General features: G+C 33.5%; 14 protein-coding genes. 11 read left to right on the top strand and 3 right to left on the bottom strand.

Annotation, left to right across the window (positions count from 1 at the left end; translation table 11 throughout):
* The first annotated feature begins 25 nt into the window (after positions 1–25).
* From E1J38_RS11965 to E1J38_RS11945, 5 genes are all read left to right on the top strand, one after another.
* Positions 26–1,180, top strand: a complete 1,155-nt coding sequence (locus E1J38_RS11965; protein ID WP_133357088.1) for a 5-(carboxyamino)imidazole ribonucleotide synthase — start codon at positions 26–28, stop codon at positions 1,178–1,180.
* A gap of 75 nt (positions 1,181–1,255) precedes the next feature.
* A complete protein-coding gene (gene purE, locus E1J38_RS11960) occupies positions 1,256–1,738 on the top strand; it encodes a 5-(carboxyamino)imidazole ribonucleotide mutase (protein ID WP_133357087.1) in 483 nt (160 codons plus the stop codon).
* Positions 1,739–1,892: 154 nt separating this feature from the next.
* Complete coding sequence (locus E1J38_RS11955) at positions 1,893–3,932, top strand: M3 family metallopeptidase (protein WP_133357086.1); 2,040 nt, start codon at positions 1,893–1,895, stop codon at positions 3,930–3,932.
* A gap of 709 nt (positions 3,933–4,641) precedes the next feature.
* Positions 4,642–5,193 carry a sigma-70 family RNA polymerase sigma factor gene (locus E1J38_RS11950; protein ID WP_133357085.1) on the top strand — a complete coding sequence of 184 codons (552 nt, stop codon included), beginning with the start codon at positions 4,642–4,644 and terminating at the stop codon, positions 5,191–5,193.
* Between the two features lie 2 nt (positions 5,194–5,195).
* Positions 5,196–5,459 (top strand): hypothetical protein, encoded by a 264-nt coding sequence (locus tag E1J38_RS11945; RefSeq protein ID WP_133357084.1) that lies wholly within the window; start codon positions 5,196–5,198, stop codon positions 5,457–5,459.
* On the opposite strand, the gene E1J38_RS11940 is transcribed toward E1J38_RS11945, so the two are convergent.
* Positions 5,456–6,289 (bottom strand): UbiA prenyltransferase family protein, encoded by an 834-nt coding sequence (locus tag E1J38_RS11940; RefSeq protein ID WP_133357083.1) that lies wholly within the window; start codon positions 6,287–6,289, stop codon positions 5,456–5,458. The two genes, E1J38_RS11945 and E1J38_RS11940, sit on opposite strands and share 4 nt — an antisense overlap.
* 120 nt (positions 6,290–6,409) lie before the next feature.
* Between E1J38_RS11940 and gcvP the strand changes: the two genes are divergently transcribed.
* The 4 genes from gcvP (at position 6,410) to E1J38_RS11920 (ending at position 11,840) form a co-directional block, all read left to right on the top strand.
* Positions 6,410–9,259: an aminomethyl-transferring glycine dehydrogenase gene (gene gcvP, locus E1J38_RS11935; protein WP_133357082.1), complete on the top strand. Its 2,850-nt coding sequence runs from the start codon at positions 6,410–6,412 to the stop codon at positions 9,257–9,259.
* 105 nt (positions 9,260–9,364) lie between these two features.
* Complete coding sequence (locus tag E1J38_RS11930) at positions 9,365–10,423, top strand: 3-oxoacyl-ACP synthase III family protein (protein WP_133357081.1); 1,059 nt, start codon at positions 9,365–9,367, stop codon at positions 10,421–10,423.
* A gap of 3 nt (positions 10,424–10,426) precedes the next feature.
* The gene (locus E1J38_RS11925) at positions 10,427–10,954 is read left to right on the top strand and encodes a class I SAM-dependent methyltransferase (RefSeq protein ID WP_133357080.1); all 528 of its coding nucleotides are present in this window, start codon (positions 10,427–10,429) and stop codon (positions 10,952–10,954) included.
* Positions 10,955–10,979: 25 nt separating this feature from the next.
* Positions 10,980–11,840, top strand: a complete 861-nt coding sequence (locus E1J38_RS11920) for a glycosyltransferase family 2 protein (RefSeq protein ID WP_133357079.1) — start codon at positions 10,980–10,982, stop codon at positions 11,838–11,840.
* Positions 11,841–11,866: 26 nt separating this feature from the next.
* On the opposite strand, the gene E1J38_RS11915 is transcribed toward E1J38_RS11920, so the two are convergent.
* Entirely contained in the window at positions 11,867–12,676 is an 810-nt protein-coding gene (locus E1J38_RS11915) for a DNA/RNA non-specific endonuclease (protein WP_133357078.1), read from the bottom strand.
* Between the two features lies 1 nt (position 12,677).
* Entirely contained in the window at positions 12,678–14,342 is a 1,665-nt protein-coding gene (pafA, locus tag E1J38_RS11910; protein WP_133357077.1) for an alkaline phosphatase PafA, read from the bottom strand.
* Positions 14,343–14,450: 108 nt separating this feature from the next.
* Here pafA and E1J38_RS11905 point away from each other — a divergent pair, with 108 nt between their 5' ends.
* Together E1J38_RS11905 and E1J38_RS11900 are read left to right on the top strand one after the other, a co-directional pair.
* Complete coding sequence (locus tag E1J38_RS11905) at positions 14,451–15,188, top strand: MlaE family ABC transporter permease (RefSeq protein ID WP_133357076.1); 738 nt, start codon at positions 14,451–14,453, stop codon at positions 15,186–15,188.
* The gene (locus tag E1J38_RS11900) at positions 15,188–15,955 is read left to right on the top strand and encodes an ABC transporter ATP-binding protein (protein ID WP_133357075.1); all 768 of its coding nucleotides are present in this window, start codon (positions 15,188–15,190) and stop codon (positions 15,953–15,955) included. Before E1J38_RS11905 ends, E1J38_RS11900 begins: the two co-directional genes overlap by 1 nt.
* Positions 15,956–15,961 lie beyond the last annotated feature (6 nt).

The following is a 15,961-nucleotide window of genomic DNA, read 5'->3' as shown; positions in this document are numbered from 1 at the left end:
TAAAATAGTTTCTGAAAAAAAACAAATGAATTACTTTTCCTCTGAATTTAAACTCGGAATCCTAGGTGGTGGACAATTAGGTAAAATGCTACTTTACAATACTAGAAAGTTTGATATTAACACCTCTGTAATGGATGCAAGTAACGAGGCACCTTGTAAAATTGCCTGTAATGAGTTTACACTTGGTGATTTAATGGATTACGATGCGGTATACAACTTTGGTAAAAGAGTAGATTTACTTACCATTGAAATTGAAAATGTAAATGTTGATGCTTTAGAAGCATTAGAGAAAGAAGGTATTAAAGTATATCCCGCCTCTAAAACTTTAAAAATTATTCAAAATAAGGCGAAACAAAAACTATTTTATGTTGATAATGATATACCAACAGCATCCTTCTCAAGGTTTGCTTACACTTCTGAAATAAAGGAAGCTGTAAATCATGGTGGTTTATCACTACCGTTCGTTTGGAAAAGTGCCCAATTTGGATATGATGGACAAGGTGTTAAAATTGTTAGAACGATTGCTGATTTAGATGGATTACCAAACGTAGAATGTATAGCCGAAAGCTTGGTGTCTTTTAAAAATGAATTGGCGGTAATTGTTGCCCGAAATATTTCTGGTGATATTAAAAGCTATCCGGTTGTTGAAATGGAGTTTCACCCAGAAGCTAATCAAGTTGAATATGTTATCTGTCCTGCAAGAATTGATAACGATGTAGCCAAAAAAGCAAAAGCAGTGGCTTTAAAAGTTTCTGAAGCTTTTAATCATGTGGGATTACTAGCTGTTGAAATGTTTCAAACTAAAGATGATCAAATTTTAGTTAACGAAGTTGCACCAAGGCCACATAATTCTGGCCACCAAACAATAGAAGCTAGTTATACCTCTCAGTTTGAACAACACTTAAGAGCCATTTTAAATTTGCCGCTAGGAAGAACAGACAGTAAAGTAGGTGGCGTTATGGTGAATTTGGTTGGTGACGAAAGTTATACAGGAAATGTTGTTTATAAAAATATTGAAACTATTATGAAAATGGATGGTGTGACCCCACATATTTATGGAAAAAAGCAAACCAGACCATTTAGAAAAATGGGGCACGTTACCATTGTAAATGAAGACTTAAACCAAGCCAGACGTATAGCAGAAGAGGTAAAGAAAAGTATAAAAGTTATAAGTAAGTAAAATATAATCGTTTAATAGTGGATTTGTTGAGTTGCTAAATACAACTCATCAAATAAACAACTCAATAAATAAACCATTATGAAAGTAGGCGTAATTATGGGAAGTAAAAGTGACCTTCCTGTTATGCAAGATGCCATAGACATCTTAAAAGGATTTGACATAGAAGTTGAAGTAGATATAGTGTCTGCACACCGTACACCAGAAAAACTATTCGACTATGGAAAAAACGCACACATACGTGGATTTTCTGTAATTATTGCAGGGGCTGGTGGAGCTGCTCATCTACCCGGGATGATTGCTTCATTATCTCCACTTCCTGTTATTGGGGTTCCTGTAAAAAGCAGTAACTCTATTGATGGTTGGGACTCTATATTGTCTATTTTACAAATGCCAGGTGGTGTTCCAGTGGCAACCGTTGCATTAAATGGCGCAAAAAATGCAGGCATTTTAGCGGCTCAAATTATTGGTTCTTCAGATAAATGTGTTTTAGACAAAATAGCTGCTTATAAAGAAGGCTTAAAAATTAAAGTAAACGAATCTACAAAAGATTTACAATAAAAAATCCCGAATGAAACATTCGGGATTTTACTAGCTATATTAATATATAATTTTATTTGAGTTAGTCACTCTTTAAAATTTTCACAAACAAAAATATAAAAAATTTATTATGTACGCATAGTAAATTATAAATATTTATAATATCCTCATAAGAATGTCTTATAAAGTATTACTCAAACCGTTCCAAACATCTTATAATACGGCACCTTTTTCGAAAATTAAAGAAGATTATTTTTTAACCGCATTTAAGGAAGCTATCAATAATGCTAAAGGCGAAATTAACGCAATCGTGAGTAATACTGATAAACCATCATTTAAGAATACCATAGAAGCACTAGATTTTTCTGGGGAACAATTGGATAGAATTTCCAGTATTTTTTTCAACTTAAATTCTGCCGAAACCAACGATACTATCCAAAAATTAGCACAAGAAATATCGCCACTTCTTTCAGAGTTTAGCAACGATATAACGCTAAACGAAGATTTATTCAAGCGCATTAAAGCGGTATACAACCAAAAAGAAACTTTAAAATTAACTGTTGAACAGCAAACCTTACTCGACAAAAAATACAAAAGTTTTTCAAGAAATGGTGCAAATCTTTCTGAAGATAAAAAAGTACAACTCAGAGAAATTGATAAAAAGTTAAGTCAATTAAAACTTAAATTCGGTGAAAATGTTTTAGCCGAAACTAATAAGTTTGAAATGATTATTACAGATATAGAAGATTTATCTGGGTTACCAGAAGGCACCATAGAAGCAGCTAAACAACTAGCTGAATCAAAAGAGAAAGAAGGCTGGCTTTTCACCTTAGATTACCCAAGCTATATTCCATTTGTAACTTATGCTAACAATAGAGAGTTAAGAAAAAAAATGTCTCTGGCCTTTGGAAGTAAAGGCTTTAAAAGTGATGATTTAGACAATCAACAAATAGTTTTAGACATTGTAAAACTACGTCATAAACGTGCTAAACTTTTAGGCTACCAAACACATGCACACTTCGTTCTAGAAGAACGTATGGCAGAAACCCCCGAAAAAGTTCAAAATTTTTTAAATGAATTATTAGAAAAAGCAAAACCAGCTGCCGAAAGAGAGTTTAAAAATTTAGGTAACTTTGCTAAAGAACTTGACGGTATTGAAAAACTTGAAAAATGGGATGGCGCATATTATTCTGAAAAACTAAAACAAGAGTTATTTAGTTTAGATGACGAAAAACTTAAACCTTATTTCAAACTTGAAAATGTAATTAATGGGGCTTTTACAATTGCTAATAAACTTTTCGATTTAAAATTCGAAGAAATTAATGATATTGATAAATACCATAAGGATATTTTAACTTATAAAGTTACCAACACTAATGGAGATTTTATAGCCGTTTTTTATGCTGACTTCTTTCCAAGACCTGGAAAACGAAACGGTGCGTGGATGACCTCATTTAAACCTCAATATATCAAAAATGGGGAAAACTCAAGACCTCATATTTCTATAGTCTGTAACTTTACAAAACCCACTAAAACTAAACCTTCCTTATTAACTTTTAATGAGGTTACTACGTTATTTCATGAGTTCGGGCATGCTCTGCACGGCATGTTAGCCAACACAACTTACCCAAGTTTATCTGGCACTAGTGTTTATTGGGACTTTGTGGAGTTACCTAGCCAAATAATGGAAAACTGGTGTTATGAAAAAGATGCTTTAGAGTTTTTTGCAAGACATTATGAAACAGATACCCTTATCCCTATGGATTTGGTTGAAAAAATAAAAGAATCTGCTACATTTCATGAAGGGATGCAAACACTACGCCAGTTAAGTTTTGGTTTATTAGACATGAGTTGGCATGCTTGTGATTCACCAGAATCAATCAAGAATGTAAAAGCCCATGAATTAAACGCATTTAAAAACACAAATCTTTATCCTGATGTTCAAGAAAACTGTATGAGTACAGCTTTTGCTCATATCTTTCAAGGAGGTTATTCTTCTGGTTACTACAGCTATAAGTGGGCCGAAGTTTTAGATGCTGATGCTTTTGAATATTTTAAAGAGCAAGGTATTTTTAATAAACAGGTTGCTAATAAATTTAAAGACCATGTATTAAGTCAAGGAGGTACCGAAAACCCTATGACCTTATACAAGCGTTTTAGAGGGCAAGAACCAAAACCAGAAGCTTTATTAAAACGTGCAGGGTTGTTGAAATAATTCAATACTTAATTGCGTTTTGGTGTTAATGACATTTTATAGAATTATTAGACATTTATTTATCACTACTTTTTTGACCCTATTAACCCAAGTTGGTGGTTTAGTATGGTTGCTATCTCTGTTAATTTCAAGAAAAATAAAAAAGAAAAAACGTTATATATTTCCTATTCTTTATTTAACTTTCTGCATTGTAATTGTTCCACCACTTGCCAAAACTCTTGGAAGAGAACCTTTGCCTTCTTTTTTGATGCTGGGATAAAAAGATAATCATTAAATAACCCGTTGTGCATTTTGATGAAATTCTGTCAATTCGAGTAAATTTTACGATTGAAATGAGTGAAATTTGTATCGAGAATAAGAATTTTAGCCTCTTAAGAAGTTCTCGATACGATTTTTCGTGCCTCAAAATCACTCGAACTGACATTGAAATCCAATTTTTGTCCAAAATGCACAACGGGTATTAAATAGAATATTTACCACAAACCATGGAAAACGTATACTAGGTTAACATCAAACTACAACTCGAAACTGCTCGATCTGTTACCACCCCACTTTAAACATCTTAAACATGTATCAACATACCTAGTAAATGGATCAAAAGTAAAAGTTCAAAAAGGAATTCTTCAATAAATGTTAGTATATCATAAACAGTGTAAAATATTCATTTTTTTATCTTATTTTTGGTTACGTTAAAAAGATTTGCTAGAAAATGCCCAAACACGAAATTAACCCGAATAAATGGATCGATTTATATTCTGATTATCTCTACAACTATACTATTGCACGTATTAGTGATAGAGAAGTTGCTCAGGATTTAGTTCAAGATACTTTTTTGGCGGGCTTAAAGTCAATGAAAAATTTTAAAGGTGAAGCTAGTGAACGCACTTGGCTTATATCTATTTTAAAAAGAAAAATTATTGACCATTATCGTAAAATTAATTCTAACAAAGGTAAGGCCGAAGTAAGAATTAATTACAGGGATGAAGAAACTGAAGGCGATTGGCTAGAAGAACGGGTTGCAGACCCCTTTGATAAAACTGCTGAAGACACCATGCAAAACAGTGAATTGGGAGACGCTATATACAATTGTTTAAGTAAACTTCCTGAAAAACAAGCAGACGTTTTTAAAATGAAAACAATTCAAGGTATTGAAACCGAAGTTATTTGTAATGAACTAAATATTACAGCGTCTAACCTTTGGGTAATTATCCATAGAGCAAGAACCGCTATGGCAGATTGCCTAAAAGAAAATTGGTTTTAATAATGAAGAAGCAAAGTTTTTTATTTGTAAGCTGTGATGAAGCTCAACATATTTGTGATAAAGCACAATATGATGAAGCTAGCCCTTGGGAAAAGTTCAAACTAAAAATAAGACTATCCTATTGTAAGATTACTAGAGCCTACTACAAAAGTAATACTATGCTAACAAAAAGGATAAAAGAATCTAAAGTAGAATGTTTAGATAGAGCTAGCAAAAAGAATATGAAAAAAGAGCTTGATAAAGCTATAAAAAAGCAAGTAAACTAATAAAACAACAATAATAATAGAAGCCAAAAAAGAGGTAATCCTTCTACCCATAAAGAACTGTAATATTTTCCCTGATCTGTTTCAGCATACCTAACTGTAACCCAAGTAAAAAACGCCATCACTGTAATAATGAATAGTTGAGTTAGCTTAAATTCGGCTTTAAAAAACTCTAAAGCAATTAACAGCAATAACAATAGGGTTCCAATAACCTTGGTACGTCTCACTCCTATTTTCTGTGGAATAGTTGATAGTTTCAAGTTATCAAACCTTAAATCCCTAATTTCAAAAGGTAGCATTAAAACAATTACATACATGTAACGTTGAAAACCAGTTATAAAAACATCCACAGATAACGGAAAATTGCCATTAATTAAAGGAATAAAAACTGTAACCCCACTCCAAACAAAAGCGATTAAGTAAATTTTAAGTCCACCTATACTTCGTAAATTCTGTTGCTTATCAACAAAAAAACGTTTTGGTAAAAACGGAATGGCATAAAAAAAAGTTACTGCCCCAAGTCCAAGAGTATATAGCAAAGTTTTGACGGGTAATTTAACAGCAAAGTAAATCATTAGGAAAAAGCAAAAAAAAGAGAAAACCTGGATAGCTTTTAACCAATTTGCTAAACGTCTGTGATGAAATTTTGCTATTCCAAAGTACTTTACAAAGTTGTATCCTGTAACAGAAGAAAAAAATATAAAAAACACAAGTGTTTTATCTGTGGGGAGGTGAAATTCAATAAACGTAATCCAAGTTAATGCACAAACCGCCAAAGCCACATGAATGCTACTATTAATATAAAAATTAAGCAGTTGTTTAATCACCTTCATCAAACAAAAATAAATAAACTGTTAATAACGTTATCAAATGGTTAAAAACTTTCCTTTTATAGAAATAAGCAGCATTAAATAATGCGTATTTTTGCAAATTGTATATCAAATTGCAACTAAATGAACACAAACGCTTTTGCTCTACGTCATATTGGCCCTAATGAAAATGATCAAAAACAAATGTTAGAGACTTTGGGTCTTGAATCATTAGATCAATTAATAAATGAAACCATTCCAGATGATATCCGTTTAAAAAACGGATTGAATTTAGAAGAGCCAATGACAGAACATGAATATTTGCTTCATATTCATGATTTATCTAAAAGAAATAAAGCCTATAAGACATACATTGGATTGGGATATCATCCAACTGTTATGCCTGCAGTTATTCAGCGAAATATTTTAGAAAATCCAGGTTGGTACACAGCCTATACACCATATCAAGCGGAAATTGCCCAAGGACGCTTAGAAGCTCTTTTGAATTTTCAAACCATGATTTCTGAGTTAACTGGAATGGAAATTGCCAATGCTTCACTTCTTGATGAAAGTACAGCTGCCGCTGAGGCTATGAGTTTACTATTTGCTGTTCGTGAACGTGATCAAAAGAAAGCAGGTATCAACAAGTTTTTTGTTTCGGATAATATTTTACCACAAACATTATCGCTTCTAAAAACTAGAGCAAACCCAATAGGTATTGAATTGGTTGTTGGTAATGAAAAGCGTTTCGATTTCTCTTCAGAATTCTTTGGGGCTATTTTACAATACCCCGGAAGAGATGGTCAAATAACTAATATCAAATCTTTTATTAAAAATGCTAAAGAAGCTCAGATAAAAGTAGCCGTAGCCGCTGATATTTTGAGTTTAGTAAAACTGGAAGCTCCTGGTAATTTTGGTGCTGATGTTGTTGTTGGTACTACGCAACGTTTTGGAATTCCTATGGGGTACGGAGGTCCGCATGCGGCTTATTTCGCTACAAAGGAAGCTTACAAAAGAGATATTCCAGGACGTATTATTGGAGTTACAAAAGATACTAATGGTAATAGGGCACTTAGAATGGCTTTACAAACCAGAGAGCAACATATCAAAAGAGACCGAGCAACCTCCAACATCTGTACTGCTCAAGTTTTACTGGCAGTTATGGCGGGTATGTATGCCGTTTATCATGGCCCAAAAGGATTAAAATTCATAGCTAACAAAGTTCATAATAAGACTTCAAAATTAGCCAACGTTTTAGAAAGTTTTGGATATAAACAAGTAAATACCTCATTTTTTGATACACTTCAAATAAAAACTAAAGCCAGAAAAATTAAGAAAGTAGCAACCAGAAAAAAAGTTAATCTTTGCTACCCAGATAAAGACACAGTTACCGTTTCTATTAATGAAACCACCTCTATCAGAGATCTTAATTATTTAATTTCGGTTTTTGCTGAAGCTGCTAATAAAGAAACGGTTGTTATATCTGAAGTATCTCCAGCAGATAATATTGATACATCTGTTAAAAGGACTTCTTCATTTTTGGAACTTGATGTGTTCAATCAGCATCATTCAGAAACACAATTGATGCGTTATATTAAATCTTTAGAACGTAAAGATTTATCGTTAAACCACTCTATGATTTCTTTGGGCTCTTGCACCATGAAGTTAAATGCGGCCTCTGAAATGCTTCCTCTAAGTTGGTTTAAATGGGGAAACATCCATCCGTTCGCGCCTAAAAAACAGGCTAGAGGTTATAGAAAAGTTCTAAAAACTTTAGAAAATCAATTAACTGAAATCACCGGTTTTGCAGCTACATCGCTACAACCAAACTCAGGTGCTCAAGGTGAGTTTGCTGGCTTAATGGTAATAAGAGCATATCATGAGTCTCGTAATGAAGCTCATCGAAATATTTGCCTGATCCCTTCATCTGCTCACGGCACTAATCCAGCTAGTGCGGTTATGGCAGGCATGAAAGTAGTGGTAACCAAATCAACTGATGAGGGCAATATTGATGTGAATGATTTGCTTGAAAAAGCCATTCAGCATAAGGATAACTTAGCAGCCTTAATGGTAACCTACCCATCAACTCACGGGGTTTTTGAATCGAATATAAAAGAAATTACAAAAATAATTCACGATAATGGCGGGCAAGTTTATATGGATGGAGCCAATATGAATGCGCAGGTTGGCCTCACCAACCCAGGAAATATTGGTGCTGATGTGTGCCATTTGAACCTTCATAAAACCTTTGCTATCCCTCATGGTGGCGGTGGCCCTGGTGTTGGCCCTATTTGTGTTGCTAAACAACTAGCGCCTTTCCTTCCAGGGAGCCCACTATTTAAAACTGGAGGTAATAAAGCAATAACTGCAATTTCTGCTGCACCATTTGGTTCTGCTTTGGCATGCTTAATTTCATACGGATATATAAAAATGTTAGGTGCTGAGGGACTAACAGAATCTACCAAAGTAGCCATCCTAAATGCCAATTATATAAAGCACAGGCTTGACGGATATTATAATACATTGTATTCTGGAGAACGAGGTAGAGCTGCCCACGAATTGATTGTAGACTGCCGCCCTTTTAAGGCTAATGGTATTGAAGTGACTGATATTGCAAAGCGTTTAATGGATTATGGTTTTCATGCACCAACGGTGTCATTCCCAGTAGCTGGCACTTTAATGATTGAACCAACCGAAAGTGAAAGTAAAGAAGAAATTGATCGCTTTTGTGATGCTATGATTTCTATAAAAAATGAAATAGAAGGTGTTTCAAAAGAGAATACTAATAATGTTTTAAAAAATGCACCCCATACCTTAGAAATGATTACTGCAGACGAATGGTACTACCCGTATTCAAGAAATGCTGCAGCATTTCCTTTAGAATATCTCAAAAGCAATAAATTTTGGCCAAGTGTAAGACGTGTTGATGATGCCTATGGAGATAGAAACTTAATATGCTCCTGTGCTCCAATTGAAGAATATGCAGAGGCTTAATTTAGGTTGTTGAACATCGTAATGAATAATACTTTAAAACATATTTTTTGTTTAATGCCAGTATATTAGCTTTTAAAGTTTAAAATTAATAGCAAAACACGTTCTATGAATATCAAGATTACAGGTTCTGGAAGTTATATCCCAGATACCATTGAGACAAATGAAAGTTTTCATAATCATGAGTTTTTAAATTCTGATGGTTCTAACATAAATGCTCCCAACGAAATTATAGTAGAAAAGTTTGAAGCCATTACAGGCATTGCTGAACGTCGTTATGCAAAGCCTCATCACAATTCGTCTGACCTTGGATTTTTTGCAGCCGAAAAAGCTATTGAAGATGCCAACATAGACCCTGAAACTATTGATTACATTATAGTTGCGCACAATTTTGGAGATGTAAAAAACAACACTATTCAAAGTGATATGTTGCCATCTTTGGCATCTCGTATTAAACATAGCCTTCGAATTAAGAATCCCAAATGCATAGCTTATGATATACTGTTTGGATGCCCTGGCTGGATAGAAGGTGTTATTCAAGCTAAAGCCTATATCAAATCTGGTATGGCTAAACGTTGTTTGGTTATAGGCACAGAAACCTTATCTAGAGTTGTAGATAAACATGACAGGGATTCTATGATTTTTTCTGATGGTGCTGGTGCCACTATTTTGGAAGCAACTGACGAAGACGGTGGTATATTAGCTCATGAAACTGCAAGTTTTACCTATGACGAAGCCTATTATCTCTACTTTGGAAATTCCAATAATCAAGACCTTTGTAGAGATACCCGATACATTAAAATGGATGGCAGAAAAATTTATGAATTTGCCTTGGTAAACGTTCCAAAAGCAATGAAAACGTGTTTAGATAATAGTGGTTATGGCATTAAAGATGTAAAAAAGATTTTTATCCATCAGGCCAATGAAAAAATGGACGAAGCCATTTTAAAACGTTTTTACCGACTATACAGAACCAATATTCCTGAGCATATTATGCCTATGAGTATTCAAACTTTAGGAAATAGTTCTGTTGCAACGGTTCCTACTCTTTTCGATTTGGTTAAAAATAACAAAATGAAAAACCACAGCTTAAACAAAGGTGATGTTGTTATATTTGCAAGTGTAGGTGCTGGCATGCACATCAACGCTATTGTTTACAAATATTAATTAATGTACGAGCAATCATATCCTAACAAGCGCTTTAAGCATACCTTTTCATTTTTAAAAAAACATATTTCAAAATCTGAAAGCATTTTAGATTTAGGTGTAGAGAATCCATTTTCTAAAATCATGATAGAACATGGATACACTGTTGAAAATACTAAAGGTGAAGATTTAGATGAAAATCAATCTAATATTAAAAACTCAAAAGCTGATGTTGTAACCGCCTTTGAAATTTTTGAACATCTATTAAGTCCATATACTGTTCTAAAAGAAATAAAGGCTAACAAAATGGTTGCCAGTGTTCCTCTTAAATTATGGTTTTCTTCAGCCTATAGAAGTAAAACCGATACATGGGATAGACATTATCATGAATTTGAAGATTGGCAATTTGATTGGTTATTAGAAAAAACCGGGTGGAAGATTATAGATGCTAAAAAATGGACCAACCCAACTAAGAAAATTGGTATTAGGCCAATTTTAAGATGGTTTACTCCAAGATACTATATTGTTTATGCTGAAAGAGTTTTAAAATAATTCTTTTTATCTTGAGATTCACTTTTTGAAATTCTACATTATCATACCCGCTCATAACGAAGAAAGCTCCATCGGGCTAACTTTAGATTCTTTGGTCAATCAAACTTTAAAACCAAAGCAAGTAGTTGTGGTTAATGATAATTCAACCGATAATACTCAAGATATAGTTGAAGGCTTTTCATTTAAATATGATTTTATTAAACTTATTAATTCAAAATCATCAAATGAACATTTACCAGGAGCTAAAATCATTAATGCATTTTATAAAGGCTACGCCATTTTAGATGACCATTATGATGTTATCTGTAAGTTTGATGCCGACTTGGTTTTTCCAGACAACTACCTTGAAGAGTTAGCGTATCATTTTAAAAAAAACAAACACCTAGGTATGGCTTCTGGGTTTTGCTATGTTGAAAAAAATGGTCGTTGGGTTTTAGAAAGCCTCACCAGAAAAGATCATATTCGAGGCGCTCTAAAGGCTTATAGAAAAGAATGTTTTTTAGACATAGGTAAACTTAAACGATCTATGGGTTGGGACACAGTTGACGAACTATTGGCTAAATACTATAATTGGAAAATAATAACCGATGAAAGTCTACACGTAAAACACCTAAAACCAACCGGTATAAGCTACAATAAAGCCTCTAAATATTTACAAGGCGAAGCCATGTACAAAATGCGTTACGGGTTAGTTATCACATTCATATCAGCAGTAAAATTGGCCTTTAAAAAGGGAAGCCTAAGATTATTTAATGACTATATGGGTGGCTATTTTAAAGCAAAAAAAGAAAAGGTGAACTTTTTGGTTTCAGATGAAGAAGGTAAATTTATTAGAGATGTTCGTTGGAAAGGAATAATAGGCAAACTAAAAAGGATGAGATCCTGAAACAAGTTCAGGATGACGGTAAAGTGTCAATTAAAACTCCAATCTTTATAATTACTTGAAGCTTCCAGTTTATTTTCCAATTCATCTTCCAATTCTGGAAAAAAATCTATTCCTGTTAATTTTTCGACTTCATCAACAGGCACTACAAATTCATGTAAAGGTTTATCTGAATCGTTATGAGGTATTAAAAAAGCAATCATTTTTATTGGTCCGTTATTGTTATCAATAAGTACTTTATAAAACTGATTTGGAACCGATACAGCATCTTCTCCAATGGTCTCCATTTTTTCTTTTAAAACCCCACCTGTTACTACAAAAACCCCGTCATACTTATGAGCCCAATACCGTACTTTTTGCTCTAATTTATTCCAGATACCAGAATTAAAGTCATGGTCTTGCGGACTAATATTACTGGTTAAAAACGTTTCATCATGTGCTTCCTTACTATAGCTACGATCTGCAGCTGGACATAAGTGTCCGCGGTCATAACCTGAATTTTTATAACTGCGCCAATGAGCTGCACCCGTTTTCACCGTTTTATCAACTTCAAAATAAGGCCTCTTGAAATTCGTGCTAGATAAATGGGACTTTTTTAACTCATAAGCAACCCACTCTGCTTGTTCGTGGTCTTCGTGATAGGATAAAGAATAGCTGTTATGATGAATAATTTGACCTGTTGTACTGGTTGGTAAAAAATATGCGTTGGTATTTCTCTTTACCTTTTCACCTTCAACAATAATATGGGTCTGTTCCTTTTCTTCCAAGACATACTCATAAGCAAAAACACCTAACAAGATAAGAACAGCAAGCAAAGTAAAACCTGATTTTCTGCGCATTTTATTTTAAAACAATTTCTAAAGGTGTACCTGTTGCTCCATTTGGGAAACTAATACCCAAAAGGGCAGACATGGTTGGAGCAATATCTGGGATTACTGTTTTCTGTAGTGTTTCTCCCTTTTGAATACCATTACCAAAGAACAATAAAGGTACATGGGTATCATAATTTAAACCACTTCCATGTGTTGATCCTGTCTTTGGATAGGATATAAATGCGGGGTCTTCAATAACCAAAATATCACCCGATCTTTTTTGATTATAACCATTTTGTAATAAGGTTTCTATTCCTTCAGTGAAAAAAGCAGTACTTAAAGTAGTTGCAGAATATGCTTTGTAGACATGCTCATAATTAATAATTTCATTTACAATAGCTTGTTGAACTTCAGTTAAATCTAAACCTAAACTTTTTAATTTAACTCTGTTTAAAAATATTTGGTTATTGCTTATGTTTTCAATTAAATCGTTAGACTTAAATCTATTCAACATAAAAGTTCTTAGTTTTTTTCTGGTCTCATCAAACTCTAAATATCCAGCAGGTATTTTTACAGATTTTAAGTACAATGGAACATCTATAGCACCATGATCAGCTGTTAGAAATACGGTGTAGTTCCCGTTTCCAACTTCTGCATCAAGTTCATTAAAAAAACGTTCTAAATCTTTATCTAAGCGCAGATAAGTATCTTGTATTTCTTTGGAGTTTACCCCAAAATTATGACCTACATAATCTGTACTTGAAAAACTTACCGTTAAAACATCGGTATCATCATCTTTTCCCAAATCTTCTCCTTTTAAAGCTGCAATTGCAAAATCTGCTACAATACTATTACCATAAGGTGTGCTTTTAATAATATCAAAACCAGCATTTTGAGTGCTCAGTTTTTTTAAATCATAAGGAAACGTTGCTGTTTCCTTTCCTTTAAACCCACGCTCAAAATCATTTAAATCAGCACCACTCTCATTATAGGTTGTGATATCGTATAATGTATTCCATACTTTCAAATATGATTCAGCCGTTTTAGATTCATTAAAATCCTGCACCCATTTTGGCAATTCGTTCATGTAATATGTACTGGTTATAAAATTACCTTCTTTTTTTCCCCGAAACCAATAAGCTGCATTTGCCGAATGGCCTGCAGGCAACACAGCACCTCTGTCTTTTATTGATATACCAATGCTCTTCCCCCTCATTTGAGTAAACAAGCGGTTTTCATCTGCAAAAGTGGTTGTCTTCATAAGGTGTGGAGACATGCGCTCAGATTCAGAACTACTACCAACAGCCAATACAGTAGTATCTCCAGCACAGTATACCATTTTTTTAGTTTGCTTATCGTACCAATCATTGGCTATAATACCATGTATTTTTGGTGTTGTTCCAGTAAACACAGAAGCATGTCCCGGACCTGTTTTAGTGGGTATATAATTAAAATGATTGTTTTTGCAATTAAAGCCATTATTAATCATTCTCATAAAACCACCTTCCCCATATTTGTTTTTAAAACGTGTTAAATAATCATACCGCATTTGGTCTACAACTATGCCAACTACTAATTTTGGTTTATCATTAGAAACCTTAATCATTTCTGTTTCAGATTTATGAATACTTTTCTGTGCTTTACAATAAAAACTTATGGTTAAAACCAAAAACAATACTGCTATTTGCTTCATTTTAGTTACTATTTATTACTTCAAAAATACTGTTTTTAAGACATCATAATTTAAAATTAAGGTTAAATACCATTAACTTTTTTTACTTTAGCAACAAGAAATTTTTATATGCGATATCTTCATAATATTGGTCGGTATTTTTTAATGATTGCCGAAATGTTCCGTAAACCAACTAAATGGTCGGTTATGAGAACTTTAATTTTAAAAGATATTGATGATTTAATAATTGGCTCTTTGGGCATTATTGCTTTCATATCATTTTTTGTGGGTGGTGTTGTAACCATTCAAACGGCTTTAAATATTGAAAACCCACTTATTCCAAGATACTTAGTTGGTTTTGCCACTAGGCAGTCTGTTATATTAGAGTTTGCACCAACCTTTACCTCCATTATTATGGCAGGTAAAGTGGGTTCGTTCATCACATCTAGTATTGGAACCATGCGAGTAACCGAACAAATTGACGCGTTGGAAGTCATGGGTATTAATTCTTTAAATTATTTGGTATTTCCTAAAACCATAGCATTAATGCTATACCCTTTTGCCATTGCTATTGGTATGTTTTTAGGCATCTTAGGTGGTATGGCCGCTTGTGTTTTTGGTGGTTATACCAGTTTAGAAGATTATATTTTAGGTTTGCAAACAGATTTTGATGGTTTCCACGTTACCTATTCTTTTATTAAAACTTATGTTTTTGCTTTTGTTTTAGCTACCATTCCTTCGTTTTACGGATTCTATATGAAAGGAGGCGCTTTAGAAGTAGGTAAAGCAAGTACCACTGCTTTTGTTTGGACATCGGTGGTTATAATTCTATTAAATTATATTTTAACCGGAATGATGTTAGGCTAATGATACTAGTAGAAAATTTACATAAATCTTTTGGCGATGCAGAAATTTTAAAAGGTATCAGTACGTCTTTTGAAAAAGGAAAAACTAACCTAATCATAGGACAAAGTGGCTCTGGAAAAACTGTTTTTTTAAAGTGCTTACTTGGTCTTTTCCCTTATGAGGAAGGTACTATTTCTTATGATGGAAAAATATTTTCTAACCTTTCTGAAGGTCAAAAAAGAGATTTACGTGCCGAAATTGGCATGGTATTTCAAGGCAGTGCTTTATTTGATTCTATGACCATTGCTGAAAATGTAATGTTTCCTTTAAGAATGTTTACCAAAATGAGCAAAAGCGAAATGGAAGACAGAGCCGATTTTGTTTTGAAACGGGTAAACCTGCCTAATGCACATCACAAAATGCCAAGTGAGGCATCGGGAGGTATGCAGAAACGTGTTGCCATTGCACGTGCTATAGTGAATAACCCTAAATATTTATTTTGTGACGAACCAAACTCTGGCTTAGACCCTAAAACAGCTATTGTTATAGATAACTTAATTCAGGAAATAACTGATGAATATCAAATTGTAACAGTTATTAACTCACATGATATGAACTCTGTTATGGAAATTGGAGAAAAAATTGTTTTTCTAAGATATGGCATAAAAGAATGGGAAGGCTCTAATAAAACCATATTCAAAACCGATAATCAAGCTGTTACAGATTTTGTTTACTCATCTAATCTGTTTAAAAAAGTACGGCAAATGTACTTAGAAGAAAACGAGTAATATTCT

Origin of the sequence: Seonamhaeicola sediminis, assembly GCF_004358095.2 — a bacterium.
GTDB lineage: Bacteria > Bacteroidota > Bacteroidia > Flavobacteriales > Flavobacteriaceae > Seonamhaeicola > Seonamhaeicola sediminis.
This window is presented reverse-complemented; position numbering and strand designations above follow the sequence as displayed.

Bases quoted from the DNA above. Each gene is read 5' to 3' on its own strand.
- E1J38_RS11965 (WP_133357088.1), top strand. From the start codon at position 26: ATGAATTACTTTTCCTCTGAATTTAAACTCGGAATCCTAGGTGGTGGA.
- E1J38_RS11955 (WP_133357086.1), top strand. From the start codon at position 1,893: ATGTCTTATAAAGTATTACTCAAACCGTTCCAAACATCTTATAATACG.
- E1J38_RS11950 (WP_133357085.1), top strand. From the start codon at position 4,642: ATGCCCAAACACGAAATTAACCCGAATAAATGGATCGATTTATATTCT.
- E1J38_RS11945 (WP_133357084.1), top strand. From the start codon at position 5,196: ATGAAGAAGCAAAGTTTTTTATTTGTAAGCTGTGATGAAGCTCAACAT.
- E1J38_RS11940 (WP_133357083.1), bottom strand. From the start codon at position 6,289: ATGAAGGTGATTAAACAACTGCTTAATTTTTATATTAATAGTAGCATT.
- gcvP (WP_133357082.1), top strand. From the start codon at position 6,410: ATGAACACAAACGCTTTTGCTCTACGTCATATTGGCCCTAATGAAAAT.
- E1J38_RS11930 (WP_133357081.1), top strand. From the start codon at position 9,365: ATGAATATCAAGATTACAGGTTCTGGAAGTTATATCCCAGATACCATT.
- E1J38_RS11925 (WP_133357080.1), top strand. From the start codon at position 10,427: ATGTACGAGCAATCATATCCTAACAAGCGCTTTAAGCATACCTTTTCA.
- E1J38_RS11915 (WP_133357078.1), bottom strand. From the start codon at position 12,676: ATGCGCAGAAAATCAGGTTTTACTTTGCTTGCTGTTCTTATCTTGTTA.
- pafA (WP_133357077.1), bottom strand. From the start codon at position 14,342: ATGAAGCAAATAGCAGTATTGTTTTTGGTTTTAACCATAAGTTTTTAT.
- E1J38_RS11905 (WP_133357076.1), top strand. From the start codon at position 14,451: ATGCGATATCTTCATAATATTGGTCGGTATTTTTTAATGATTGCCGAA.
- E1J38_RS11900 (WP_133357075.1), top strand. From the start codon at position 15,188: ATGATACTAGTAGAAAATTTACATAAATCTTTTGGCGATGCAGAAATT.